Here is a 26,085-nt window from a genome sequence, read left to right as displayed (position 1 = left end):
TCCCCTCAGCTGTAGGTCAGCATCTCGTCCGCGTTGGTCGCGTCGATATGCGGTGTTTCGTTGAACCCATGCAGGTAGGCGCCGTTGCGCCCCTGCACGATCTTGTTCACGGCGCAGTTCTTCATCTGGAGCTGCAGCAGGATCTGCTGGGTGGCGGGCGCGTCCAGCACGCGGCGGATCATCTGGCTGATCGCGCCGCCGGACGAAACCATGAGCGTGTCGCCCTCGGCCGATGCCCGCGCGTCCTCGACCCGGGCCACGAAATCGGCGTAGCGCTCGGGCGGCTCGGCGATCTCGTCGGCCTGCCAGGCCAGCACGGTCGCCTTGAGCTGGCGGAAATGCGCGGCCCGGTCGCCGGTTGTCTTCTCCGGGATCGCGTCACCCTGTTCGTGCGCCTTGAGGAGCGCCGTGAAGTCGAATTCGTTGAGACCGGGATGCACCACGGGATCGGCCTCGGCACCGTAGCCTTCGGCGATCCCTTCGAGCGTCTCGCGGTGGCGCAGCTGCGAGCCGATCATGACCTTGCCGGGCCACTGCCAGCCCTGCGCCCTCAAGGCCGCGCCCAGGGCCTTGGATTGGCGATGACCAAGCGGTGAGAGCTTGTCGTAGTTCGCCGCCCCGAAAGAGGCCTGGGCGTGGCGGATGACGGTGATCAGCGCCATCAGATCTTTTCGTTCGTGTACTTGCGCAGTTCGGCGCGCGCGACCTGGCGCCGGTGCACGGCATCCGGGCCGTCCGCGAAGCGGAGCGTGCGCAGGTTGGTGTACATGCGCGCCAGCGGGAAGTCCTGGCTGATCCCGGCGGCCCCGTGCATCTGCATGGATTCGTCGACCACCTTGGTCGCCATGAGCGGGGCGACCACCTTGATCTGCGAAATCCACGGCTGCGCTTCGCGCACGCCCACCGTGTCCATCATGTGGGCGGCTTTCAGGCACAGGAGCCGGGCCATCTCGATCTCCATGCGCGCGTTGGCGATGATGTCGTAGTTGGCACCCAGCGTGGCGATCTTCTTGCCGAAGGCTTCGCGGGCGAGACCGCGCTGGCACATGAGCTCCAGCGCCTTCTCCGCCTGCCCGATCGCGCGCATGCAGTGGTGGATGCGCCCCGGCCCGAGCCGGCCCTGCGCCACCTCGAAGCCGCGCCCCTCGCCCAGCACGACCGCGTCGGCGGGCACGCGGACATCGGTGAACCGCAGGTGCATGTGACCGTGGGGGGCGTCATCGTGGCCGAAGACCTCCATCGGGCGCAGAACCTCGATCCCCGGCGTATCGGCATCCATCACGAACATCGTGTGGCGGGCGTGCTTGGGCGCGTCGGGGTCGGTGCAGGCCATGACGATGTAGACCCCGCAGCGCGGATCGCCCGCGCCGGAGATCCACCATTTCTCACCGTTGAGAACGTATTCGTCGCCGTCCTTCTTGGCCTCGAACGACAGCTGTGCGGCATCCGAGGAGGCAACCCCCGGCTCCGTCATGACATAAGCCGACCGGATCTCGCCCTCGAGCAGCCGGCCCAGCCAGCGCTCCTTGTGGGCGTCGGTCCCGTAGCGCTCCAGCACCTCCATGTTGCCGGTGTCGGGGGCCGAGCAGTTGAACACTTCGGCCGCGATCCCGACCTTGCCCATCTCCTCGGCCAGGTAGGCGTATTCGACGGTGGTGAGGCCATAGCCCCGGTCACTGTCGGTCAGCCAGAAGTTCCACAGCCCCTTGGCCTTGGCCTTGCCCTTCAGCTCGTCGAGGATCGCGATCTGGCGATCGTTGAGCTGGAAGCGGTCGTTGGCCGGGTTGTTGCCGACCTCCGCGTGGTATTCCGCGTCGAGCGGCGCGACCTCCGCCTCGATGAAGTTGCGCACCGCGTCGATCAGCGGTTTGACCTTGTCCGTGACACCCAGGTCCATGTCTGTCCTCCCAATTCCGGCCGGTTGCCGGCTTCATCCATTTGAACACATGTGTTCAATCGTGCGCAAGCCTGTCAGAGCACCTCGAACAGGCCCGCGGCCCCCATGCCACCGCCGACGCACATGGTGCAGACCACGTATTTCGCGCCGCGCCGCTTGCCCTCGATCAGCGCGTGGCCGACCATCCGGGCGCCCGACATGCCGTAGGGGTGGCCCACGGAAATCGCGCCGCCGTTCACGTTCATGATCTCGTTCGGAATGCCCAGAACCCGCGCGGAGTGGAGCACCTGGCAGGCGAAGGCCTCGTTCAGTTCCCACAGGCCGATGTCGTCCATCTTGAGCCCGTGCGCCTCGAGCAGTTTCGGCACCGCGTGGATCGGGCCGATCCCCATCTCGTCAGGGTCGAGCCCGGCGGCCATGACACCGATGTAGCGCCCGAGCGGCTGAAGCCCGCGCTTCTCGGCCTCCTTCGCCTCCATGATCACGCTCGCGCTCGCCCCGTCGGACAGCTGCGAGGCGTTGCCGGCGGTGATGAACTTGCCTTCCTTGACCACCTGCCCGTCACGGAACACCGGCGACAGGCTTTCAAGGTTCTCGAGCGTGGTCGAGGGTCGGTTGCCCTCGTCCTTCTCAAGCGTCACCTCGGCGAAGGAGACCTCTTTCGTCTCCTTGTCGATGATCGCCTGGGTCGAGGGCAGCGGCACGATCTCGTCATCGAACTTGCCCGCCTCCTGCGCGGCGGCGGTGCGCTGCTGGCTCTGGAGCGCATAGGCGTCCTGGTCCTCGCGGGTCACGCCATAGCGGTCCGCGACGATCTCTGCGGTCTCGAGCATGGTCATGTAGAGCGACGGCATGTGCTCCATCACCCACGGGTCCCGCAGGTGATCGGTGCGCATGTCCTGGTTCTGGACGAGGCTGATCGACTCGACCCCGCCGCCGATGGCGACCTGCATGCCGTCATGGACGACCTGCTTGGCCGCGGTCGCGATGGCCATCATGCCGGAGGCGCACTGGCGGTCCATCGACATGCCGGCGACCGAGGTGGGCAGGCCCGCCCGGATCACCGCCTGGCGGCCGATGTTGCCGCCGGTGGAACCCTGCTGGATCGCCGTGCCGATGATGCAATCCTGCACCTCGCCCCCGTCGAGTCCGGCGCGGTCGACCGCGTGGCGCACCGCGTGGCCGATCAGCTCCTGGGCATGGGTGTTGTTGAACGCGCCGCGAAAGGCCTTGCCGATCGGGGTGCGGGCTGTGGATACGATGACGGCATCGCGCATGGGGTGTCCTCCTATTCGTCCCAGGGCAGCGGCAGGCCACGGGCCGCCGCACCCATCCGGGCATATTTGCGTGTCTGTGAAAATGCGTTGTCCATGACCTCCGCGCCCTCGGGATCGCGGATCGCGCCCATCGCGGCGACGACGCCCTCGGGCGACAGGTCGTCACCGACGAGCGCCACGCCGGGCGTCTCGGTGATCCGGATCTCGGCGAAGCAGCCGCCGCCCGCGCCAAGGATCATCTTGGTCGGCGCGTCCTCGGCCACCAGCGCCAGAAGGCCGGGCGTGATCGTGTCGGGCTGGAGCAGTTCCAGCGTTTCCGGGGTGAGCAGCTGTTCGGTCATCCGCGTCGCGGCCGTGGGAGCGAGCGTGTTGACCTTGATGTTCTTGCGCGCCCCTTCGATGGCCAGCGTGTTCATCAGGCCCACGACCCCGGCCTTGGCCGCGCCGTAGTTCGACTGCCCGAAATTGCCGTACATGCCGGAGCAGGACGTCGTCACCACGATGCGCCCGTATTCGCGCGCGACCATATGGTTCCACACGGCCTTGCAGCAGTTGACGGTGCCCATGAGGTGCACGTCGAGCACCTTGGCGAAGTCGGCCAGGTCCATCTTGGCGAAGGTCTTGTCGCGCAGGATGCCCGCGTTGTTGACCAGGATATCGACATGGCCGAATTCCGCGATCGCGTCCTCGACCATCTTCTCGGTCTCCTCGGCGCTGGTCACGTCGGCACCGTTGGCGATGGCGTGGCCGCCCTTGCTGCGGATTTCCTCGACCACCGCGCGCGCCGCGTCCGAACCCGAACCGCTGCCGTCCGTCGCCACGCCCAGGTCGTTGACCACCACCTTGGCGCCGCGCGCGGCGAGGCCCAGCGCGTGCTCGCGGCCCAGCCCGGCCCCCGCGCCGGTGACGATGGCGACACGCCCTTCGAAAGATACGCTCATTGAGTTGTCTCCAGATATCTGCGCCCGATCCACTCGGCCACGAGGGCGGGCTTGTCCGAACCGTCGATCTCGACGGTCACGTCCGTGATAGTGGTGATTTCGCCCGGACGCGAGGTGTCGACGTCCTTCAGCACGAACCGCGCGCGGATGCGGCTGTCGACCTTCACCGGCGACAGGAAGCGCATTCGGTTCATGCCGTAGTTCACGGACATCGCCGTGCCGTCGACCACCGGCACGCAGTCATAGGTCATCGCCGACAGGAGCGAGAGTGTCAGGAACCCGTGCGCGATGGTGCCGCCGAAGGGGCTCTGCGCCGCCGCCTCGGGGTCGGTGTGGATGTATTGGTGATCCTCGGTCGCGTCCGCGAAGGCGTCGATGCGTGCCTGCGTGATGTCGAACCAGCGCGAGACGCCGATCTCGGTGCCCTTGAGCGCGATGAACTCGTCCAGTGTCATGATCACTCCGCGAAGAGAGAGCCGGGGGAATGCACGTTGATCCCGCCCGACAGGGGCAGGACCGCGCCGGTGACGTAGGAGCCGCCCGGACCGCAAAGGAACTGCATCGCCGCCGCGATGTCCGAGGCCTCGCCCAGCCGTCCCAGCGGCACGCGGTCGGCGGTACGGTCCGCCTGGTCCGCGTCGGTGAGCGCGAAGGCGGTCATCTTGGACTTGAACGGCCCCGGTGCGAGCGCGTTCACGGTGATGCGCCGCTCGGCAAGCTCGTTGGCGAGGATGCGCGTCATGTGGTGCACCGCCGCCTTGGACACGGAATAGGAATAGGCCCCGTCGCCCTTCGGCACGTCGCCCAGCACGGAGCCCGTGTTGACAACGCGCGCGGGGTCCGCGTCCGTGGCCGAAGCCGTGAGCACCGGCAGAAGCGCTTGGGTGAGCTGGAACATGCCCGTGACGTTGAGATCGTTGACCTTGTCCCAGCCCGACCACGGAAACTCGCCCAGCGGCGCGCCCCAGGTGCGGCCGGCGTTGTTCATCAGGATGTGGAGCTTGTCGGTGCGCTCCGCCACGTCCGCCGCCAGCGCGTCGACGCCGTCCTGCGATGCGACGTCGCCGGCGAAGCCCTCGACCGTGCCGGGCAGGCCCAGCGCGTTGATCTCTTCGGCGACCGCCGCGCAGGCGTCGCCCTTGCGGCTGGCGATCAGGACCCGGGCGCCGGCCGCGGCCAGCCCCTCGGTCGCCATCCGGCCGATTCCGGACGCGCCGCCGGTGACCAGTGCCACCTTGCCCGTGAGATCGAAAAGTGTGCTCGGTGCCAGGCTCATGCCGCATCCCCCCGTGCCCGTGCGACGACCGCGGCGTGGTAGCCGTAATCTCCCAGCCATTCGGCCGCGACCCGTGCGCGTTTCATGTAAAAGCCCATGTCGAAATCGTCGGTCATGCCGATCCCGCCGTGCATCTGCACGCCTTCGCGCACCGCGAGGTTGGCGGTCTCGGTCGCGCGCGCTTTGGCCAGCGAGACGGCGAGGTCGGCCTCGTCGGGCGTGGCGTCGAGCACGCGGCCCGCGTTCACGATGGTCGAGGCCGTGACCTCGATCTCGGACCACAGGTGCGCCGCGCGGTGCTGAAGCGCCTGGAAGCTGCCGATGTGGCGACCGAACTGCTTGCGCTCCTTGAGGTAGCCCGCGGTCATGGCGAAGGCCCCGGCGGACAGGCCGGTGAGCTCGGCGGCCAGCGCCGCCTGCCCCGCGCGCAGGCCCGGCGCGAGGGCGGCAAGCCCCTGGCCCACCTCGCCGACCACGTCCTCGCCGGTCGCCACGACATCGTCGAAGGTGATCCGCGCATGGTCGCGGCTGTCCACGAGGTCGAGCTTTTCGCGGCTGATCCCGGCGCGCTCCGCGTCGATCGAGAAGAGCGTCGGACCCGCCTCGGATTGGGCCAGAACGAGAAGCCGGGTGGCGCTCGTGCCCTCGCCCACGAAGGTCTTGGTGCCCGACAGGCTGAAGCCGTTGCCGTCCGCCCGCGCGGCCATCCGCGTCGCGGCGGGGGCGAACTTCGGCCCCTCGTCGATGGCCAGCGCATAGGTCGCCGCGCCGGACGCGATCTCGGCCAGCCCCGGGGCGCCCGCACGGCGCAGGGTCGTGGCGGCGATCACCGCGGTCGACAGGAACGGAGAGGCCGCCAGCGTGCGCCCCATTTCTTCGGCAAGCGTGTTCGCGGCGGCGAAGCCCATGTCGGAGCCGCCGTCGTCTTCACCGATCAGGACGCCGGCCCAGCCCATCTTGACCATCTCGTCCCAGAGGGCGGGGTCATACGGTCGGCCCGCGTCGCGATTGGCGCGCAGGTTCGACACCGGCGCCGCGTCGTCGAGAAAGCCGCGCGCGGCGTCGCGCAGCATGGTTTCGTCTTCGGTCGGGGTCAGGGTGGTCATGTCGTCACTCACTCGGCAGTTCGAGAACGCGTTTGGCGAGGATGTCGAGCATCACCTCGGAGGTGCCGCCCTCGATCGAGTTGGCCTTGGTGCGCAGCCACTCGGGCGCAAGCGTGCCGTGCACCCCGTCCCAGGCCAGCGCGTCCGACCCGCCCGCCGCCATGAGAAGCTCGAACCGCGCCTTGTTCAGCTCGGTGCCGTAATACTTCAGCATGGCCGAGGCGTTGCCGACACCGCCCTGCTTGGCCATGTCCTTGTAGCGCTCCAGCGTCAGGTTCATGGCAAGCTCGTCGACGCCGAGCTTCATGGCCCGTGCCCGGATCACCGGGTCGTCGACGCCGTCATCGGCCAGCACGCTCGCCACCGATCGTCCGCCGGTCAGGCCCGAACCGCCGCCACCGATCATCTCGCGCTCGTGGGTGAGCAGGTGCTTGGCCACGTCCCACCCCCGGTTCTCTTCGCCGACGATGGACGAGATGCCCTCGCCGTAGCTCTTGGGCACGCGCACGTTGTCGAAGAAGGTTTCGCAGAACGGCGACTTGCCGGAGATCAGTCGGATCGGCCGGGTGGTGACGCCTTCGCTTTCCATGTCGATCAGCATGAAGCTGATTCCGCGGTGCTTGGGCGCCTCGCGGTCGGTGCGGATGAGCGCGAAGATCCAGTCGGCCTGGTCGGCATAGGAGGTCCAGATCTTCTGGCCGTTGACCAGCCAGTGATCGCCCTTGTCCTCGGCATGGGTCTGGACGCTGGCAAGGTCCGAGCCCGCTCCCGGTTCCGAGTAGCCCTGGCACCAGCGAATCTCGCCGCGCGTGATCTGCGGCAGGAAGTGGCGCTTCTGCTCTTCCGTTCCGAAGGCCAGGAGCGCGGGCCCCAGCATCCACAGCCCGAAGCTGTCGAGCGGCTTCTTCACCCGGAGCCGGTCGAGCGTCTCGCGGAAAATCTTGTCTTGTGCGCGGCTGAACCCTGCGCCACCGTATTCCACGGGCCACGTCGGTGCAGTCAGGCCGCGCGCGGCGCAGGCGTCGAGCCAGGTCTTCTGGTCCTCGGACTTGAACGTCCAGCGCTTGCCGCCCCAGCAGATGTCGTCCTCGCTGAACGGCCGATCCCGCAGCGAAGACGGGGCGTTTGCGTCGATCCAGCCCGCGATCTCGTCGCGGAAGGCGTCGAGGCGCGCATCATCGGTCGCTGTCATCACGATTCTCCTCCCATCCTCGCCCTAGCGGACACCATCCGCATTTGTTCTGCAAGGCAAAATAGAGTTTCACCACCGTTTCGCCGTGTAAAACTGTATTTTACAAAATCCTTGACATGACTCGGTCGCCGCAATTGACTGTTCCCTATCCGGGGCCGGCCAGAACCGTCGGGTCCGTACCAAAGGGAGGACACAATGAATTTCAGGAAAACCGCCATCCTGGCGGCGGCAACGTCCGTGCTCGCACTCGGTGCCGCCAGCGCCGACACGATCAAGTTCGCTTTCATCGACCCGCTTTCCGGCCCCTTCGGGCCGTCGGGTGAAGCGGCCTACACGAGCTACCAGCTCGCGGCCGAGCACATCAACGAGAACGGCGGCGTCAACGGCGACATGATCGAGATCATGGGCTACGACAACAAGGTGAACCCGAAGGAATCGCTGGTGCAGTTCCAGAAGGCGATCGACGACGGCGCGCGCTACATCGTGCAGGGCAACGGCTCGTCCGTGGCCGCCGCGCTGATCGAGGCCGTGAACAAGCACAACAAGCGCAACCCGGGCGACGAGGTGCTGTTCTTCAACTATGCCGCCGTGACCCCGGCCTTCACCAACGAGCTGTGCAGCTTCTGGCATTTCCGCTTCGACGCGCATGCGGACATGAAGATGGCCGCCATCACCGACTGGATCGCCGAGCGCGACGACATCAAGTCGGTCTACTTGATCGGCCAGGACTACGTCTTCGGGCAGGCCGTGGCGTCCGCCGCCGAGGGCCAGCTTTCCGAGAAGCGCCCCGACATCGAGATCGTGGGCAACGAACTGCATCCGCTGGGCAAGGTGAAGGACTTCACCCCCTACATCCAGAAGATCATCTCGTCGGGCGCCGACGCGGTCATCACCGGCAACTGGGGCGCCGACATGCAGCTCCTGATGAAGGCGGCGGCTGAAAGCGGCTCCGAAGTGCCGTACCTGACCTTCTACGGCGGGTCCAAGGGCGCGGTCGCGTCGCTCGGCGAAGACGGCATCGGGCTGCTGCACCAGGTGAGCGAAGGCATCACGAACCTCGAAGCCTCGGACGAGCAATACGCGCTCATCGAGGAATACAAGGAGCGCTTCCCGGACTACGACTACTACTACCACCGGGTCTGGAACGTGATGGACATGTTCAAGAAGGCCGCCGAAGAGGCCGGCACCAACGATCCGATCCCGGTCGCCAAGGCGCTCGAGGGTCTGAGCATCGAACATGCCTACGGCACCGCGACGATGCGCGCCGAGGATCACCAGATCCAGCAGCCGCTCTACATCTCCGTGGTGTCCGACGACGTGAAGTACGGCGTCGACAACATCGACCTCGGCTGGGAGCTGGTGGACGCGGGGACCATTTCGATGGACGCCGCCGAACAGCCGACCACCTGTGAAATGGAGCGTCCGGAGTAATCCGGCACCCCGACAACGGGTCTGAACCGGGGCGCCGGGCCGCTGGGCTGCGGCGCCCCTCTTCCATCGGTACGAGGTCCTCATGGAAACGATCGTCTTCGGACTGCTGAACGGTGTGAGCTACGGACTGCTCCTGTTCATGCTGTCCTCCGGGCTCACGCTCATCTTCTCGATGATGGGCGTTCTGAACTTCGCCCACGCCGCCTTCTACATGCTCGGCGCCTACTTCGCCTTCACCATCACCGGCTCGTCCAGCTTCTGGATCGCGCTGTTCATCGCGCCCGTGCTCGTCGGCCTCGTCGGCGCGGTCGTCGAACGCTACGGCCTGCGCCGGGTGCATCCGAACGGGCACGTGGCCGAGCTGCTGTTCACCTTCGGGCTCGCCTACCTGATCGAGGAGGTCGTGAAGATCGTCTACGGCAAGACCGCGGTGGATTACCGCGTGCCGGAGCTTCTGGACTTCGCCGCGTTCGAGATCTACGGCGCCAGCTTCCCGGCCTACCGGATCTTCGTGATCTTCATCGCCGTCGCGATGCTCGTGGGCCTGTGGTTCCTGCTCAAGCGCACGCGCGCGGGCCTCATCATCCAGGCCGCGCTGACACATCCGCACATGGTGGGCCACCTGGGCCACAACGTGCCGTTCATCTTCATGATGGTCTTCGGCATCGGCTGTGCGCTCGCGGGTCTCGCGGGTGTCATGGCGGGCAACATCTTCGTCACCGACCCGGCGATGGCGGTCCAGATGGGACCGATCGTCTTCGTGGTCGTCGTGGTCGGCGGGATCGGGAGCCTCGAGGGCGCGTTCCTCGCCTCGCTCCTGATCGGGCTGCTCCAGAACTTCGCGGTGGGCATCAACCTCAAGTTCGCCGAGATCTTCGGCTTCCTCGGCATGAGTGACCTCTCCGAGGTCGGCCGCATCTCGGTCTCCAGCCTCGCGCCGGTCCTGCCGTTCCTGCTGCTCGTGCTGATCCTGATTTTCCGCCCGCAGGGCCTCTTGGGGGAGAAGGAGCTATGAGCGAAACGACCCAGAGCTTCACCGACCTGGCGCCCAGCGCCGGGGCTAAGTTCCGCCAGCGCACGCTGCCGATCCTGATCTTCGCGGCGATCCTGTTCGCGATCCCGATGGTCGGGCCGTCGCGCACCTTCTACACGCTGGCCCACCAGATGGGCATCAACATCGTCTTCGCGCTGTCCTACAACATGGTCCTCGGGCGCGGTGGCCTTCTGTCCTTCGGGCATGCGGTCTATTTCGGGCTTGGCGGATACCTCGCCATGCACGCGATGAACTGGATCGAGGACGGCGCAGGCATCTGGGGCTCGGTCCCGATGTTCCTGCTGCCGCTGGTCGGCTTCGCCGGCGGCGCGGTCGCCGGTGCGGTCATCGGCTGGCCGTCCTGCCGCAAGGCGGGCACCACCTTCGCCATGATCTCGCTCGGCGTGGCCGAGCTGATCTTCGCGGCGGCCTTCATGTTCGACAGCTTCTTCGGGGGCGAACAGGGCATCTCGGGCGACCGGATGAACGGGATCGAACTCTTCGGCCTGTCCTTGGGTCCGATCGACGAGGTCTACTGGTTCATCGCATTCTGGACCGTCATCGGCGTCATCGGAATGTGGGCCTTCACCCGCACGCCGCTGGGCAAGCTGTCCGAGGCGACCCGCGACAACGCCCAGCGCGTGCAGTTCATCGGCTACAACCCGCAGCGCGTGCGCTACCTCGTCTTCATCGCGGCGGGCGGTTTCGCGGGGCTCGCGGGCGGCATGGCGGCGGTGAACTACGAGATCTTCACCCCGGACGCCCTCAGCCTCGTGCCCTCGGGCTTCGTGCTGATCATGGCCTACGTGGGCGGCATCACCTTCTTCGTCGGCCCGATCTTCGGGGCGATCCTGCTGACCTACATGCAGTCGATGCTCTCTGACTTCACCGAGGCCTGGCTGCTCTACCTGGGCGTGCTCTTCATCGCCATCGTGATGTTCGCCCCGCGCGGCATCGCGGGGATCGTCTTCGGCTTCCTCGACGGCGTGCGCGGCGACAACCCCGGCGCCTACCTGGGCCGCTGGCTGATGCGGCTCCTAGGCATCCTGCTGATGCTCATGGGCCTGATCGTGCTGGTCGAGGTCTCGGTCCGCTGGTCCAACGGCTACGGCGAGGTCTACGAACCCTTCGGCCTGCACCTGGGCCATGAGAACGTGCTGAGCTGGGTGCTCGTGATCGTGCCGGCCATCGCCGGCGTCTGGATCACCAAGCGCGCATCGAAAGAGGAGGAGGCCGCATGACCACCCCGGCTTTGTCACTGAAGAACCTCAACAAGAGCTTCGGCCCGGCCAAGATCATCAATGACGTGTCGCTCGACATCGCGCCGGGCGAACGTCACGCGATCATCGGGCCGAACGGGGCGGGCAAGTCCACGCTGTTCAACCTGATCTCGGGGCTCTACACGCCCACGTCCGGCACGGTCGCGCTGCACGGCCGGACGATCTCGGGGATGCCCCCGCACGAGATCAACAAGCTGGGGCTGTCACGGTCGTTCCAGGTCTCGAACATCTTCACCAACATGACGGTGCGAGAAAACGTGCGTTGCGGCGTTCTGCACTCGATGGGCCAGGGCTATGCCTTCTGGAAGAACATCGGGTCGAACAAGGCGGTGCAGCAGAAGACCTGGGAGGTGCTGGAGCATTGCGCGCTCACCGACAAGGCGAACGTGCCGGCCGCCCTCCTGCCCTACGCCGACCAGCGTGCGCTCGAGATCGCGATCACCATCGCGGGCGGGGCGGACGTGATCCTGCTGGACGAACCCACCGCGGGGATGAGCCATTCCGAGACGGACCGCGCGGTGGACCTGATCCGGCGGGCGACCGAGGGAAAGACGCTGGTGATCGTCGAGCACGACATGGGCGTGATCTTCGATCTCGCCGACCGGATCAGCGTGCTGGTCTACGGCGAGATCATCGCGTCGGCCCCGCCGTCCGAGATCCGGGGCGACCCGGCCGTGCGCGAGGCTTACCTGGGGGATGAAGAACTGCCGGAGGTGATGGCATGAGCGAAGCGATGCTGGAGGTCCGCGACCTGCACGCCTATTACGGCAAGTCCCACGTCCTGCGCGGCGTGAACATGGAGATCATGCCGGGCGAGGTGATCGCGCTCCTGGGCCGCAACGGCGTGGGTCGTTCGACCACCGCCAAGGCCATCATGGGCGAGGTGCCCCCGAAAGGCGAAATCCTGTTCAAGGGTCAGCCGATCGCGGGGCTCGAGAGCCACAAGATCGCGCGGATGGGCCTGGGCTACGTCCCCGAAAGCCGCGACATCTTCCCGGCCATGACGGTGCGCCAGAACCTCGTCCTGGGCGTCAAGGACATGCGCCATCCGGGCAAGTACACGATCGACGAGATGCTCGACATGTTTCCCAACCTGCGGGCGCGCGCCGACAACCAGGCGGGCGTTCTGTCCGGGGGCGAAAAGCAGATGCTCACCATGTGCCGGACGCTGATGGGCGACCCGGAACTGATCATCATCGACGAACCGACCGAGGGGCTGGCCCCCAAGATCGTGCAGCAGATCGGCGACATGATCGCGGAAATCGCCAAGACCGGCGTCGCGATCCTGCTGGTCGAGCAGAAGCTGTCCATCGCGCTCAGGATCGCGCACCGCGTCTACGTCATGGGACATGGCGAGATCGTCTATGGCGGCACGCCCGCCGAATTCGCCGAACGCGACGACGTGCGCGCGGAGTGGCTCGAGGTCTGACACCCCGTCTACAGGCTCTACAGAGCAGGAAAAAGAACGCCGGGGCACAGGTTGCCCCGGCGTTTTTTCGCTGGGCGCCAGCAATGATTTGACCAAAGGGAAAAATATTGCCAAGGCGTGCGGCAGGTGCGAGGCTCGCGACAAACATCCGGAGATTGACGTGCAAACCGAAGACCAGACCGCCAAGGCCGACCTCGGGGTGGCGCAGCTGCCCGACGTCGTGCCGAGCCGAAATCCCGGCATGCCGCTCGACATGGACTGGGTACGCGCCGTGCAGGTGAACACGTCCGCCGTGGAGCGCCGCGCGGGCACCATCGGTGCGCGCCGCTCCGTGAAAAAGGACTACCAGGCCGCGTGGCTTCTGAAAGCGATCACGCTGATCGACCTGACCACGCTGGCGGGCGACGACACGGAGAACCGCGTCCGCCGTCTCTGCGCCAAGGCGAAGCACCCGGTGCGCGCCGACCTGCTCGAAGCATTGGGCGTGGACGGGATCACCACCGGGGCGATCTGCGTCTACCACGACATGGTCGAAACCGCCGTCGACGCGCTGAAGGGCACCGGCATCCCGGTCGCGGCCGTCTCGACCGGCTTTCCGGCGGGGCTGTCGCCCTTCCACCTGCGCGTGGCCGAGATCGGCGAAAGCGTGAAGGTGGGGGCCGAGGAGATCGACATCGTCATTTCGCGCCGCCACGTGCTCGAAGGCAACTGGCAGGCGCTCTACGACGAGATGCGCACGTTCCGCGATGCCTGCGGCGACGCCCACGTGAAGGCGATCCTCGCCACCGGCGAACTGGGCACGCTGCGCAACGTCGCGCGCGCTTCGCTGGTGTGCATGATGGCCGGCGCGGATTTCATCAAGACCTCGACCGGCAAGGAAAGCGTGAACGCCACCCTGCCCGTCTCGCTCGTGATGATGCGCGCGATCCGCGACTACTACGACCGGTCCGGCGTGAAGGTCGGCTACAAGCCGGCGGGCGGAATCTCGAAGGCCAAGGACGCGCTCACCTACCTTGCGCTGGTGAAGGAAGAGCTGGGCAACGACTGGCTCGACCCGCACCTGTTCCGCTTCGGGGCCTCGTCCCTGCTGGGCGACATCGAGCGGCAGCTGGAACACCATGTGACCGGGCATTATTCGGCGGGCTACCGCCACGCGATGGGGTGAGGCGATGACGATCAAGGAAATCTTCGACAGCATGGATTACGGCACCGCCCCCGAAAGCGCCAAGGAAGCGATGGCGTGGATCGAGGAACATGACGGGGCCTTCGGCCTCTTCATCGACGGCGGCTGGACGAAGCCCGGCCAGACCTTCGACACGAAGAACCCGGCCAATGGCGAACGGCTCGCCAAGGTCACGCAGGCCGGCGCCGACGACGTCGACCGCGCGGTGCAGGCCGCGCGCAAAGCCCAGCCGGGCTGGGCGAAAATCTCCGGCCACGAGCGCGCGCGCATCCTCTACGCGATCGCCCGGCTCGTGCAGAAACACAGTCGCCTTTTCGCGGTGCTCGAAACCCTCGACAACGGCAAGCCGATCCGCGAAAGCCGCGACATCGATATCCCGCTGGTCGCGCGCCACTTCTACTACCACGCCGGGATGGCCCAGCTTCAGGACGCCGAACTGCCCGACCGCGAGGCGCTCGGCGTCGCCGGTCAAATCATCCCGTGGAACTTTCCGCTCCTGATGCTGTCTTGGAAGATCGCGCCGGCCATCGCGATGGGCAACACGGTCGTGCTGAAACCGGCCGAGTACACGTCGCTCACGGCCCTGCTTTTCGCGCAGATCTGCGAAGAAGCGGGCGTGCCCAGGGGTGTGGTCAACATCGTCACCGGCGACGGCGCGGTCGGCGAGGCCATCGTCACCCATGAAGGCATCGACAAGATCGCTTTCACCGGCTCCACCGACGTGGGCCGCATCATCCGCCGCGCGACGGCCGGAACCGGCAAGTCGCTCACCCTCGAGCTCGGGGGCAAGTCGCCTTACATCGTCTTCGACGACGCCGATCTCGACTCGGCGGTCGAGGGGCTGGTCGACGCGATCTGGTTCAACCAGGGACAGGTCTGCTGCGCGGGCTCGCGGCTCCTGGTCCATGAACCGGTGGCCGACAGGTTCTACGAGAAACTCAAGGCACGCATGGCCAAGCTGCGCGTGGGCGATCCGCTCGACAAGTCGATCGACGTGGGCGCGCTGGTCGATCCGGTGCAGCTCGACCGCGTGACGAAACTGGTCGAGGCGGGCGCGGACGACGGCGACGTCTTCCAGGCCCCGGCCGAAATGCCCGCCAACGGCTGCTACTATCCGCCCACGCTGATCACCGGCATGTCCCCGGCCTCGTCGCTCATGCAGGAAGAGATCTTCGGCCCCGTGCTGGTCGCCACCACGTTCCGCACCCCCGAAGAGGCCGTGAGCCTCGCCAACAACACGCGCTACGGACTGGCCGCGACGCTGTGGTCGGAGAACGTGAACCTCGCCCTCGATGTCGCGCCCAAACTGGCGGCCGGCGTGGTCTGGGTGAACGGCACCAACATGTTCGACGCGGCGGCCGGCTTTGGCGGCGTGCGCGAAAGCGGCTTCGGGCGCGAAGGCGGCTGGGAGGGCTTGCTGGCCTACACCAGGCCCCGGCGCAAAACGACGACGCTGAAGCCGATCGCGGCTTTCCCTGCCCCCAAGGACGCCAGGGTCGACGCGCTCGACCGCACCGCCAAACTCTACATCGGCGGCAAGCAGGCGCGCCCCGACGGCGGCTATTCCCGCCCGGTCTGGTCGAAGACCGGCGACCTCGCGGGACACGCGAGCCTCGCCAACCGCAAGGACGTGCGCAACGCGGTCGAGGCCGCCACCGGGGCCGCGGGCTGGGCCAAGACGACGGGCCATGCCCGCGCGCAGATCCTCTACTACATCGGCGAGAACCTGTCGGCCCGCGCCGACGAGTTCGCCCACCGCCTCAACGCCCTGACCGGGGCGCGCAACGGCAAGGCCGAGGTCGAGCGTTCCATCGATCGGCTCTTCACCTACGCCGCCTGGGCCGACAAGTACGACGGCGCGGCAAAACCCGTACCCCTGCGCGGCGTGGCCCTCGCGATGAACGAACCCGTGGGCGTGATCGGCCAGTTCTGCCCGGACGACCACCCGCTCCTCGGGCTCGTGAGCCTGGTGGCACCCGCCATCGCGATGGGCAACCGCGTGGTCACGGTCGCTTCCGAGCCCTTCCCGCTGGCGGCGACGGATTTCTACCAGGTGCTCGAGACCTCGGACCTGCCCGGCGGGGTGGTGAACATCCTCACCGGAAGCCATGCCGAGCTCGCCGCGCCGCTGGCCGGCCACCTCGGCGTCGACGCGGTCTGGAGCGCGTCTGGCGCCGACATCTCGTCGCTGATCGAGCTGGAGAGCGCCGGCAACCTCAAGCGCACCTGGGTCAACAACGCGCGCGGCCGCGACTGGATGGGCGCGGACGGCGAAGGACGCGAATTCCTGGCGCAGGCCACCGAGGTCAAGTCCGTCTGGGTGCCCTACGGCGAGTGACCCCGGGCCCGGGTGTTTTCGCAGATGCGGCAAGGGGGCTGTCTGCCCCCTCGCGGCTTCGCCGCTCACCCCCGAAGGTATTTCGAAAACAGAGAAGGCAGGGGCCGCGAGGTCCCTTCTTCGTTTCATAAATACCTCGGAGGGGGTCCGGGGGAGGCAGCGCCTCCCCCGGCGGGTCGTGGCGGGCGCAGCCCGCCGCGACATGCCTTAGAGCGCGACGCCGTGTTTGCGGAACAGCTCCTTGAGATCGACCTCGGGGCGCGGCCCGATATGGCTGATCACCTCGCCCGCCGCGATGGTCCCCATGCGCCCGCAGGTCTCGAGATCGCGGCCGGTGGCATACCCGTACAGGAAGCCCGCGGCGAACTGGTCGCCGGCGCCTGTGGTGTCCACGGGGTCCACCCGGTTCACCGGCACCGTCGCCTCGCGGTCGCCCTGCACCAGCACCACGTCCGAACCGGAGCGCGTGCAGACCACCAGACCGCATTCCGAGGCAGCCTGTTCGAGGGCCGCCGACAGGTCGGTCTGGTAGAGGCTTTCCCATTCGTGTTCATTGCCGATCACGAAATCCATGTCGGGCACGAAGCGGCGGAAGTCGTCGCGGTGGCGCTCGACGCAGAACGGGTCGGACAGCGAAATGCCGACCTTGCCGCCGGACTTGTGCGTGAGTTCGGCGGCGCGGTCGAAGGCGGCCTTGCCCTTGTCCTTGTCGTAGAGGTAGCCCTCGAGGAACATCACCTCGGTGTCCTCGGCGGTTTCGGGGTGCACGTCCAGCTCGCTGATCTCCGAGGAGATGCCGAGGTAGGTATTCATCGACCGCTCGCCGTCCGGCGTCACGAAGATCATCGAGCGCGAGGTGGGCAGTTCGCCCTCCTTCACCGGCGCGTTGACGAAGACGGTGCCGTCCTCGGTCATCTCGTGGGCGTAGAACCGGCCCAGCGCGTCGTCACGCACCCGGCCGATGAACCCGGTCGACAGGCCGAGGTTGCCGAGACCCGCGAGCGTGTTGGCGACCGAGCCGCCCGGCGCCTGCACCCGGTTCTCCATCGCGCCGTAGAGCAGCTCGCCCCGGTCCTTCTCGACCAGTTGCATGATGCCCTTCTCGATCCCCATGAGGTCGAGAAAGCTGTCGTCGGACTGGGTGATGACATCGACGATGGCGTTGCCGATGCCCACGACCTTGAAGCGTTTGGTCACAGGGTCTTCTCCTCGTAGGGGCAGATGTCTCGGATGATGCAGTTGGGGCACATCGGTTTGCGTGCCTTGCAGACGTAGCGGCCATGCAGGATGAGCCAGTGGTGCGCGTGGAGCTGGTAGTCCGCCGGCACGTTGTCCTCGATCGCGCGTTCCACGGCGATCACGTCCTTGCCCGGCGCGATGCCGGTGCGGTTGCCCACGCGGAAGATGTGCGTGTCCACGGCCTGGGCCGGGTAGTGCCACCACATGTTGAGGACCACGTTCGCCGTCTTGCGCCCCACGCCGGGCAGCGACTGGAGGGCCGCGCGGGAATTGGGCACCTCGCCGCCATAGGTATCGACCAGGATGCGGCTGAGCTTGATGACGTTCTTGGCCTTCTGGCGGTAGAGCCCGATGGTCTTGATATGCCCGACCAGCCCCTCTTCGCCGAGTTCCAGCATCTTCTCGGGCGTGTCGGCGACCTTGAAGAGCGACCGCGTCGCCTTGTTCACGCCCGCATCCGTCGCCTGCGCCGACAGCGCGACCGCCACCACCAGCGTGTAGGCATTCACGTGCTCGAGTTCGCCCTTGGGTTCCGGGTCGGCTTCGTGGAAGCGGCGGAACACCTCGCGGATGGTATTGTAGTCCATTTGCTTGGCCATGGCGCAGGTATCGGGGGTTTGGCCCCGGGGCGCAAGCCGGTCGGCCTCTCACATTGCGCGCAAAGCGCAGGAAACGGGTCGCCCGGAGCGCGACGCGGGCCTAGATTGGCGGGGAAGGAGGCACCCGATGACAGCGCTCGATCTCACACGGCCCGACCAGCAGACGGAGGGCGCCTATCACTACAACGTCATCCGACGCGCGATCGAGGCGATCGACGCGGCCGGCGGGGCGCCGCTTTCGCTCGAGGCGCTGGCGGCCGAGGTCGACATGAGCCCCGCGCATTTCCAGCGCGTCTTCTCGAAATGGGCCGGTGTGAGCCCCAAGCGCTACCAGCAATATCTCACGCTCGACCACGCCCGCACGCTCCTGCGCGAAAAGTTCACGACGCTGGAGACCGCCCAGTCGCTGGGCCTGTCGGGCGGCGGGCGTCTTCACGACCTGTTCCTGACGTGGGAGGCGATGTCGCCGGGCCAGTACGCGCGCGGCGGGGACGGGCTGACGATCCGCTGGGGCTGGTTCGATTCGCCCTTCGGCCCGGCGCTGGTTATGGCGACCGAGCGCGGCATTTGCGGGCTGGCCTTCGCCGCCGAAACGGGGGCCGAACCGGCGATGGAGGACATGCGGTCGCGCTGGCCCGGGGCACGCTTCGTCGAGGATCCGGGGGCGCTGCGCGCCGATCTCGATGCGGCTTTCGACCGGACCGGCGAAGCGCGGCTTCACCTGATCGGGGCGCCGTTCCAGATCAAGGTGTGGGAGGCGCTGATCACCATACCCTCCGGCCAGGTGACGACCTATTCCGAGCTGGCCTGTGCCGTCGGCAACCCGCGTGCGGTGCGCGCCGTGGGCACCGCCGTGGGGCGCAACCCGGTAAGCTGGCTCATCCCCTGCCACCGTGCGCTGCGCAAGTCCGGGGGGCTCGGGGGCTATCATTGGGGCCTGCCGGTCAAGCGCGCGCTTCTGGCCTGGGAGGCGGCGCGCGACGAGGCGTGAGACTCGAGCGGAACGCCGCCATCGGCGCGATCCCGCTGCCCCCCACCTTTTCCCTGTCACGCCGGGGCCTTATGGTGGGCCGCGAAGATCGGGTACCCATGGAAAGGTCCACGTCATGAAGATTCTCAAACCAGCGCTGGCACTGCCACTCGTCTCGGCGCTCGCGCTTGCCGGCTGCGAAACGATGGGGCAGCGCGAAGCCACCGGGGCGGCCACCGGCGCCGCGCTCGGCGGCCTGTTCGGCGCGGCGATCCCGGGCAACCGGGCGGCCACGGCCACGGTCGGCGCCGTGGGCGGCGCCATCGTTGGCGGCATGGTCGGCAACCAGCTCGACAAGCAGGCGGGCGACCTGCGCTCAAGCTTCAACAACTCGCGCATCCAGGTGGTGAACACCGGTTCGATGCTGAAGGTCATCATGCCGCAGGGCATCCTGTTCGCGACGGACAGTGCGGAGGTCTCGGCCTCGCTCTATCCCGACCTCCGGGCCCTGGCCGAGAACCTGCGCGAATATCCCAACTCGACGGTCAAGGTCGTTGGTCACACCGACAACACCGGTTCGGCCAGCTACAACCTGCAACTGTCCCAGCGCCGGGCGCAGGCGGTGCAGAGCGTGATCCAGGCCAACGGCGTGGGCGCGGCGCGCCTGACCGCGATCGGCAAGGGCGACAGCGAGCCGGTGGCGTCCAACCTGACGGCCGAGGGTCGCCAGCAGAACCGCCGGGTCGAGGTGCTGATCATCCCCAACGGGTGATCGTTTCGAAACCACCGCGAAAGGCCGGGCCGCGCGCCCGGCCTTTTTCGTTCGCACCGTTCGCGGGGGCTTTGCGCGCACCGCCCCGGGCGTTATTGGACGGGCATGCCGAAATTCGCCGCCAACATCTCCTACCTTTTCCGGGAACTCCCGTTCCTCGACCGGTTCGCCGCCGCCGCCGACCACGGGTTTCGCGGGGTGGAGGCCCTGTTTCCCTACGACGACGCGGTATCGCAGATGAACCGGCGGCTCGAGAGGGCCGGGCTCGAAATGGTGCTGATCAACGCGCCGCCGCCCAACTGGGCGGGCGGCGAGCGGGGGTTCGCGGCCGTGCCCGGCATGACCGAGCGGTTTCGCCACGATTTCACCCGCGCCCGCCGGTTCGCCGAGGCTCTGGGGGCGCGGCACCTGCACCTGATGGCCGGCAAGGCCTCGGGACTTCTCGCGCGCACGACCTTCGTCGAGAACCTCCGCTGGGCGGCCGCACAGACGCCGGAGCTGAGCCTGACCATCGAGCCGATCAACGGCGTCGACATGCCGGGGTATTTCCTGAACGACTTCGACCTGGCCGCCGAGATCCTCGACGAGGTCGCGGCCCCGAACCTGGGCCTCCAGTTCGACATGTACCACGCCCAGAAGATCACGGGTGACGGGCACGCGGTGTGGGAGACGCATGGCCATCGCGCCGTGCATATCCAGGTGGCGAGCGTCCCGGACCGGACGGCGCCCGTGGCCGGCGCGGTCGACTTCCCGGCCTTCTTCGCCCGGCTGGACGAAACCGGCTACGGCGGCTGGGTGTCGGCGGAATACAACCCGCCCCCCGACACGCGCGACAGCCTGGACTGGATGCGCCTGGCGCAGGGGGCCTGACGGCGGCCTAGGCCCCGATCCTGGCCGGATGTCCGCAGGCCGCGTCCGGCGTTTCGGTGTCGAGCGTCACGTGGGAAATGCCGAAGCGGTCCGACAGCATCGCGCGCATCTCGGACTTGAGCCGGTTGACCGTGTCGAGGTCGCCGGCCCCCGTGACCAGGTGCGCCTCGAGCGACGTGACCTGTTCGCTGATCTGCCAGACATGGAGATGGTGGACGCTGTCCACGCCCTCGATCCGCTCCATCTCGGCCAGGAGCTCGTCCGGTTCGATCCCCTCCGGCGTGCCCAGCATGAGGGTGCGGATGACGCCCCGGATTTCGCGCAGCGCCATCCACAGGATGTAGCCCGCGATCAGGAGCGTGGCGACCGGGTCCGCCCAGCTCCAGCCCAGCCAGACGATGAGACCACCCGTGATGATCACCGCGATCGAGCCCAGCGCATCGGCCACGTTGTGCAGGAACGCCGCGCGGATGTTCACGCTTTCCTTGGACAGGCGGTAGGTGAGCCACGCCGTCACCGCATCCACGACCAGCGCGAAGAGCGACACCCAGATCATCAGCCAGCCGACGATCTCGACCGGTTCGAAGAAGCGCTGCACCGCCTCGTAGACGAGGTAGAGCCCGATGATGATGAGGGTCGTGAGGTTGATCAGCGCTGCCACCAGTTCGGCCCGCTTGTAGCCGAAAGTCATCGTCTCGTCCGTCGGCCGCCGCCCGATGCGCCGCGCGAACCAGGCGATGGCGAGGCTCGCCGCGTCCGACAGGTTGTGCACCGCGTCCGCGATCAGGGCGACGGAGCCGGACAGGAGACCGCCCACGATCTCGGCAACCGTGAGCGCGACGTTGACGCCGACGGCGGCCGCGACCGCGCGGTCGCCGCTTTCCGGGTCGACATGATGGTGGTGGTGATCGTGCGGCATGGCATTCTCCCTGTGCCACGCCTACATAATTCCTCTAGCGACTAGAGGTTCAAGGGGTTTTTCCGCATGTTTTCAATCGGCGAACTCAGCCACGCCACCGGGGTGAAGGTGCCGACGATCCGGTATTACGAGGAGGTCGGGCTCCTGGAAGCCGAGGCGCGCACCGCTGGCAACCAGAGACGGTATTCGCGGGCCGGTCTGGATCGGCTCGGCTTCATCCGCCACGCGCGTGACCTGGGTTTGTCGCTCGACGCGATTCGGGCCCTTGTGGCGCTGGACCCGACGAACCACGACCAGACCCACGAGATCGCCGAAACCCATCTCTCGGACATCCGCGCCCGGATCGGTCGCCTGCGCAGACTGGAGGCCGAGCTCGAACGCATCGTGGCGGCCTGCGACGGGGGACCCGGGCACGAGTGCAACATTCTCGAGGCGTTCGGTGATCACGACAGCTGCGCACATGATCATTGAGGCGTGGGCAGCATCCATGGTGCGTCTTCGGGCACTCGGGCTGCGGGTTGGGCGCGACGGTCTTTCGCTTCTCTAGAATCCTAGGATTCTAGGATTCTAGAGAAGTAGAGACGCCAGGGTCCGGAACCATACGCCGCCCCGGCCAATAACGGGGATCCGCGCCAGTCGACAGCGCCACGCTTGCATTGCCGAGGGCACCCGGACGGGAGGCGACAGCCCTCCGTCTTCCGGCTTCTGAACGCCAGAGACGCCGAGGCCCCAGCACCCGTCCCGGACGGCCCTCACGACTCCTCGATCGACCACCCGCCGTCGATGATCAACGTCTGGCCCGTCGTCCAGGCCCCGGCGCGCGACGCGAAGTAGAGCGCGGCGCCCGCGATGTCGTCCGGCTCGCCCAGGCGCTTGAGCGCATAGGAGCCCGCGACCTGCTTTTCGCGCTCCGGGTCCTCGTAGAGCGCGCGGGCGAAGTCGGTTTTCACCACCGCGGGTGCGATGCCGTTCACCCGGATGTTGTCGGGGCCATAGGCCGTGGCCAGGTTGCGCACGATCTGCGCATCGGCGGCCTTGGTCACCGCGTAGATGCCGAGTTGCTTCGAACCCTTGAACGCCGCGATCGAGGACACGATCACGATCGCCCCGCCCCCCTTCGCCTGCATCCCCGGCACCACGCGGCGCGCAAGTTGCATGTTGGCGCGCACGTTGACGCGGATCGTCTTGTCGAAAGCGTCGTCCGGCGTATCCAGGAACGGTCCCATGTAGGGGTTCACGGCCGCGTTGCAGACCAGGATGTCCACCGGGCCAAGCTGCGCCTCGGTCTCGGCCACCAGCCGGTCGAGATCCTCGTCGCGCGAGATGTTGGCGGGGATGGCCACCGCGCGGCCGCCCCCCTTTTCGTTGATCTCCGCCGCCACTTCATCGCAGGCGTCGGCCTTGCGGGACGAGATGACGACGTTCGCCCCGGCCTCGGCCAGGGCGGCGGCGATCGCCTTGCCGATCCCCTTGGTCGAACCGGTGACCACCGCCGTCTGGCCCGCAAGATCGAAGAGCGAATGCATCAGGCGACCTTCACGATCTGCTTGCCGAAGTTGCCGCCCTTGAGCATCGACATGAAGGCCTCCGGCGCGTTCTCGAGCCCCTCGGCCACGTCCTCGGTGTACTTGATCGTGCCATCGGCCACGAGCGGCGCGACCTCGGACAGGAACTCGTTCAGGCGGTCCCACTGGTCCATGATGATGAAGCCCTGCACGGTGAGCCGGTTGACCAGGATCGACCGCCACGCCGCCGGCAGCTTGTTTGGCTCGTCCGCCCCTGCGCCGTCGTACCAGGCGATGACGCCGCAGACCGGCATCCGGCCGAAGGTGTTCATGTTGGGCAGCACACCCTCGAGCACCTTGCCGCCGACGTTCTCGAAATAGATGTCGATGCCGTCCGGGCAGGCCCCGGCGATGGCCTGGCGCATCTCCTTGGCATCCGCGTAGGCGCGGTGATCGAGGCATGCGTCGAAACCGAACACCTCCTTGGCGTGGGCGCATTTCTTCTCGCCGCCGGCAATGCCCACGGCGCGCAGGCCCTTGTGCTTGGCGAGCTGGCCGACCATCGAGCCCACCGGGCCGGTCGCCGCGGCGACCACCACGGTTTCACCTGCCTTGGGCTGGCCGATCTGGGTCAGCCCGTACCAGCCGGTGAAGCCCGGCATGCCGAGCACGCCCAGAACGGCCGTCGGCGGCACGCCGTCCGGCACGCGGCGCAGCTCCTTCGCGGGCATCACGGCGTGGTCGCACCAACCGGTCATGCCGAACACCATGTCGCCCTCGGCGAACCCGTCGGCGTTCGAGGCGATCACTTCGCCCACCGTGCCGCCTTCCATGACGTCGTCGACCTCGACGGGCTTGGCATAGCTCTTCGCCGCATCCATCCGGCCCCGCATGTAGGGGTCGAGCGACATCGCGTGCACCCGCACGACCACCTCGCCCTGGGCCGGGTCGGGCAGCTCGTGGGATTCGAGCCGGAAGTTCTCCGCCGAGACCGCGCCCTGCGGGCGTTTCGCCAGAACGATCCGTTTTGCTGTGATGGACATTTGTGCTTTCCTTCCTCCAAGGTCTTGGGAATACTCTGGGCTGAAACGGAGTTTCGCAAGGCAAAACGCCACGTCAGCCGGAGGGGATTCGGTCCAACGGTGCCGGAGGAGCACCGGACGTGACAACCAAAAGGGAGGATTTCATGCAGGGCATGATGATGCATCGGCCGTTGTCGATCATTTCAATTCTGGACTACGCGGCCGAGGCACACCCGGATGCCGGGATCACCAGCGTGCGCACCGAAGGCGACATCCACCGCGCGACCTACCGTGAAACCTACGCCCGCGTGGGACAACTGGCCCACGCCCTGCGCGCGCTCGGCATCGAGGAAGGCGACCGCGTGGCGACGCTGGCCTGGAACGGCTACCGGCATTTCGAGCTCTATTACGCCATCTCGGGCATCGGGGCGGTGTGCCACACGATCAACCCGCGCCTCTCGGCCGAGCAGATGATCTACATCATCGGGCATGCCGAGGATAAGGTGATCTTCGTCGACACCACCTTCCTGCCGATCATCGAGGGGCTGCGCGACCACCTGCCCAAGGACCTGCGCGTTGTGGTGATGACCGATCACGATCACGTGCCCGACACCAAGCTCGACGTGCTCGTCTACGAGGGGCTGATCGACGGGCAGCCCACGACCTACGACTGGCCCGAACTCGACGAGAACGCGGCGGCGGGCCTGTGCTACACCTCCGGCACCACGGGCAACCCCAAGGGCGCGCTCTACTCCAACCGCTCGACCGTACTTCACGCGCTGATGGTCGCCGCCGTCATGGGCGGCGCGCTGGGACAGGGCGTCAACGTGCTGCCGGTGGTCCCGCTGTTCCACGTGAATGCCTGGGGCCTTCCCTATGCCGGCCCGATCCTGGGCGTGAACCTGATCATGCCCGGCCCCGCGCTCGACGGGCCCAACCTGTTCAAGCTCATGGACAAACAGGAGGTCTACTCCGCCTGGGGCGTGCCCACCGTCTGGATGGGACTCCTCGCCGAGATCGAGAACCAGGGCCGCGCGCCCGCGGGATTCGGCGACGTGGTGATCGGCGGGTCGGCCGCCCCGCGCCCGATGATCGAGAAATTCGAAAAGCTCGGCGTGAACGTGAACCACGCCTGGGGCATGACCGAGATGTCGCCGATCGGCACCCACGGCGTCACGCCGCCGCGCGTCACCGAACTGCCGTTCGACGAGAAGATCGACGTGAAGGCCAAGCAGGGCCGGCGCGTCTTCGGCGTGGACCTCAAGATCGTGGACGAGGACGGCAATCGCCAGCCGCATGACGGCAAGGCGATGGGCGAACTCTACGTGCGCGGCAACGCGATCATCTCGGGCTATTACAAGAACGAAGACGCCAGCGCGAAGGCCTTCGACGCCGAAGGCTGGTTCGGCACCGGTGACGTGGCGAGCATCGACCCCGATGGCTACCTGACGATACAGGACCGCTCCAAGGACCTGATCAAGTCGGGCGGCGAATGGATTTCCTCGATCGACCTGGAAAGCGCGGCACTGGCCAACCCCGGGATCGCCAATTGCGCGGCCATCGGCGTGGCGCATCCGAAATGGGACGAGCGCCCGGTCCTGGTGGCCGTGGCCGCCGGCGAAACGAAGCCGTCGCTCGACGAGATCCGCCATACGATGGCCCCGCATTTCGCCAAGTGGCAGCTGCCCGACGACGTGATCTGGGTCGACGAGCTGCCGCTCACGGCGACGGGCAAGGTGTCGAAACTGAACCTGCGCAAGCAGCTCGAGGGCTACAACCATCCGGACGTTGCCTAGCAGGTGGAAT

At 67.1% G+C, this 26,085-nt stretch carries 25 protein-coding genes; 12 read left to right on the top strand and 13 right to left on the bottom strand.

What is annotated here, in order from left to right:
• Positions 1-5: 5 nt before the first annotated feature.
• The 8 genes from GQE99_RS05010 to GQE99_RS04975 all read right to left on the bottom strand — a co-directional run bounded on the left by GQE99_RS05010 (position 6) and on the right by GQE99_RS04975 (position 7,689).
• Positions 6-662, bottom strand: coding sequence for a histidine phosphatase family protein (locus tag GQE99_RS05010; RefSeq protein WP_161350494.1), 657 nt, complete (start codon positions 660-662; stop codon positions 6-8).
• Entirely contained in the window at positions 662-1,897 is a 1,236-nt protein-coding gene (locus tag GQE99_RS05005) for an acyl-CoA dehydrogenase family protein (protein WP_161350493.1), read from the bottom strand. Before GQE99_RS05005 ends, GQE99_RS05010 begins: the two co-directional genes overlap by 1 nt.
• Positions 1,898-1,971: 74 nt before the next feature.
• Positions 1,972-3,174: an acetyl-CoA C-acyltransferase gene (locus GQE99_RS05000; RefSeq protein WP_161350492.1), complete on the bottom strand. Its 1,203-nt coding sequence runs from the start codon at positions 3,172-3,174 to the stop codon at positions 1,972-1,974.
• Positions 3,175-3,185: 11 nt separating this feature from the next.
• Positions 3,186-4,115 (bottom strand): SDR family NAD(P)-dependent oxidoreductase, encoded by a 930-nt coding sequence (locus tag GQE99_RS04995; protein WP_161350491.1) that lies wholly within the window; start codon positions 4,113-4,115, stop codon positions 3,186-3,188.
• Positions 4,112-4,570 (bottom strand): MaoC family dehydratase, encoded by a 459-nt coding sequence (locus tag GQE99_RS04990; RefSeq protein ID WP_161350490.1) that lies wholly within the window; start codon positions 4,568-4,570, stop codon positions 4,112-4,114. Before GQE99_RS04990 ends, GQE99_RS04995 begins: the two co-directional genes overlap by 4 nt.
• 2 nt (positions 4,571-4,572) lie before the next feature.
• On the bottom strand, positions 4,573-5,391 hold the full coding sequence (locus GQE99_RS04985) for an SDR family oxidoreductase (protein WP_161350489.1): 819 nt from the start codon (positions 5,389-5,391) through the stop codon (positions 4,573-4,575).
• The gene (locus tag GQE99_RS04980) at positions 5,388-6,497 is read right to left on the bottom strand and encodes an acyl-CoA dehydrogenase family protein (protein ID WP_202530582.1); all 1,110 of its coding nucleotides are present in this window, start codon (positions 6,495-6,497) and stop codon (positions 5,388-5,390) included. The genes GQE99_RS04985 and GQE99_RS04980 overlap by 4 nt, the downstream gene beginning before the upstream one ends.
• A 4-nt stretch (positions 6,498-6,501) precedes the next feature.
• A complete protein-coding gene (locus tag GQE99_RS04975) occupies positions 6,502-7,689 on the bottom strand; it encodes an acyl-CoA dehydrogenase family protein (RefSeq protein ID WP_161350488.1) in 1,188 nt (395 codons plus the stop codon).
• A 195-nt stretch (positions 7,690-7,884) separates the two neighbouring features.
• Between GQE99_RS04975 and GQE99_RS04970 the strand changes: the two genes are divergently transcribed.
• The 7 genes from GQE99_RS04970 to GQE99_RS04940 all read left to right on the top strand — a co-directional run bounded on the left by GQE99_RS04970 (position 7,885) and on the right by GQE99_RS04940 (position 16,383).
• Positions 7,885-9,120: a branched-chain amino acid ABC transporter substrate-binding protein gene (locus GQE99_RS04970; RefSeq protein WP_161350487.1), complete on the top strand. Its 1,236-nt coding sequence runs from the start codon at positions 7,885-7,887 to the stop codon at positions 9,118-9,120.
• 82 nt (positions 9,121-9,202) lie between these two features.
• A complete protein-coding gene (locus GQE99_RS04965; RefSeq protein ID WP_161350486.1) occupies positions 9,203-10,135 on the top strand; it encodes a branched-chain amino acid ABC transporter permease in 933 nt (310 codons plus the stop codon).
• Positions 10,132-11,394: a branched-chain amino acid ABC transporter permease gene (locus tag GQE99_RS04960; protein WP_161350485.1), complete on the top strand. Its 1,263-nt coding sequence runs from the start codon at positions 10,132-10,134 to the stop codon at positions 11,392-11,394. The genes GQE99_RS04965 and GQE99_RS04960 overlap by 4 nt, the downstream gene beginning before the upstream one ends.
• Positions 11,391-12,158: an ABC transporter ATP-binding protein gene (locus tag GQE99_RS04955; protein ID WP_161350484.1), complete on the top strand. Its 768-nt coding sequence runs from the start codon at positions 11,391-11,393 to the stop codon at positions 12,156-12,158. The genes GQE99_RS04960 and GQE99_RS04955 overlap by 4 nt, the downstream gene beginning before the upstream one ends.
• Positions 12,155-12,862 (top strand): ABC transporter ATP-binding protein, encoded by a 708-nt coding sequence (locus GQE99_RS04950; protein WP_235917116.1) that lies wholly within the window; start codon positions 12,155-12,157, stop codon positions 12,860-12,862. Before GQE99_RS04955 ends, GQE99_RS04950 begins: the two co-directional genes overlap by 4 nt.
• A 160-nt stretch (positions 12,863-13,022) precedes the next feature.
• Positions 13,023-14,027: a deoxyribose-phosphate aldolase gene (deoC, locus tag GQE99_RS04945; protein WP_328794056.1), complete on the top strand. Its 1,005-nt coding sequence runs from the start codon at positions 13,023-13,025 to the stop codon at positions 14,025-14,027.
• Positions 14,028-14,031: 4 nt separating this feature from the next.
• The gene (locus GQE99_RS04940; protein ID WP_161350483.1) at positions 14,032-16,383 is read left to right on the top strand and encodes an aldehyde dehydrogenase family protein; all 2,352 of its coding nucleotides are present in this window, start codon (positions 14,032-14,034) and stop codon (positions 16,381-16,383) included.
• 207 nt (positions 16,384-16,590) lie between these two features.
• Here the strand turns inward: GQE99_RS04940 and GQE99_RS04935 are convergent, their stop codons facing one another.
• Both GQE99_RS04935 and nth read right to left on the bottom strand, forming a co-directional pair.
• Complete coding sequence (locus GQE99_RS04935; RefSeq protein WP_161350482.1) at positions 16,591-17,580, bottom strand: adenosine kinase; 990 nt, start codon at positions 17,578-17,580, stop codon at positions 16,591-16,593.
• Entirely contained in the window at positions 17,577-18,221 is a 645-nt protein-coding gene (gene nth, locus GQE99_RS04930; protein ID WP_161350481.1) for an endonuclease III, read from the bottom strand. Before nth ends, GQE99_RS04935 begins: the two co-directional genes overlap by 4 nt.
• A gap of 127 nt (positions 18,222-18,348) precedes the next feature.
• Between nth and GQE99_RS04925 the strand changes: the two genes are divergently transcribed.
• The 3 genes from GQE99_RS04925 (at position 18,349) to GQE99_RS04915 (ending at position 20,833) form a co-directional block, all read left to right on the top strand.
• Positions 18,349-19,212, top strand: coding sequence for a methylated-DNA--[protein]-cysteine S-methyltransferase (locus GQE99_RS04925; protein WP_161350480.1), 864 nt, complete (start codon positions 18,349-18,351; stop codon positions 19,210-19,212).
• Positions 19,213-19,327: 115 nt separating this feature from the next.
• Positions 19,328-19,963 (top strand): OmpA family protein, encoded by a 636-nt coding sequence (locus GQE99_RS04920; protein WP_161350479.1) that lies wholly within the window; start codon positions 19,328-19,330, stop codon positions 19,961-19,963.
• 105 nt (positions 19,964-20,068) lie between these two features.
• Entirely contained in the window at positions 20,069-20,833 is a 765-nt protein-coding gene (locus tag GQE99_RS04915) for a hydroxypyruvate isomerase family protein (protein ID WP_161350478.1), read from the top strand.
• Between the two features lie 7 nt (positions 20,834-20,840).
• Here GQE99_RS04915 and GQE99_RS04910 read toward each other — a convergent pair whose 3' ends face one another.
• Positions 20,841-21,752, bottom strand: a complete 912-nt coding sequence (locus GQE99_RS04910) for a cation diffusion facilitator family transporter (protein ID WP_161350477.1) — start codon at positions 21,750-21,752, stop codon at positions 20,841-20,843.
• Positions 21,753-21,818: 66 nt separating this feature from the next.
• Between GQE99_RS04910 and GQE99_RS04905 the strand changes: the two genes are divergently transcribed.
• Positions 21,819-22,223 carry a MerR family transcriptional regulator gene (locus GQE99_RS04905; protein ID WP_161350476.1) on the top strand — a complete coding sequence of 135 codons (405 nt, stop codon included), beginning with the start codon at positions 21,819-21,821 and terminating at the stop codon, positions 22,221-22,223.
• 281 nt (positions 22,224-22,504) lie between these two features.
• On the opposite strand, the gene GQE99_RS04900 is transcribed toward GQE99_RS04905, so the two are convergent.
• On the bottom strand, positions 22,505-23,278 hold the full coding sequence (locus GQE99_RS04900) for an SDR family NAD(P)-dependent oxidoreductase (protein ID WP_161350475.1): 774 nt from the start codon (positions 23,276-23,278) through the stop codon (positions 22,505-22,507).
• Positions 23,278-24,300, bottom strand: a complete 1,023-nt coding sequence (locus GQE99_RS04895) for an NADP-dependent oxidoreductase (protein WP_161350474.1) — start codon at positions 24,298-24,300, stop codon at positions 23,278-23,280. Before GQE99_RS04895 ends, GQE99_RS04900 begins: the two co-directional genes overlap by 1 nt.
• A gap of 143 nt (positions 24,301-24,443) precedes the next feature.
• Here GQE99_RS04895 and GQE99_RS04890 point away from each other — a divergent pair, with 143 nt between their 5' ends.
• A complete protein-coding gene (locus GQE99_RS04890; protein ID WP_161350804.1) occupies positions 24,444-26,075 on the top strand; it encodes a long-chain fatty acid--CoA ligase in 1,632 nt (543 codons plus the stop codon).
• Positions 26,076-26,085 lie beyond the last annotated feature (10 nt).

The organism is Maritimibacter harenae, assembly GCF_009882975.1.
GTDB lineage: Bacteria > Pseudomonadota > Alphaproteobacteria > Rhodobacterales > Rhodobacteraceae > Maritimibacter > Maritimibacter harenae.
Note: the sequence above shows the minus strand (reverse complement) of the source record. Positions and strands in the feature narration are given on the sequence as shown.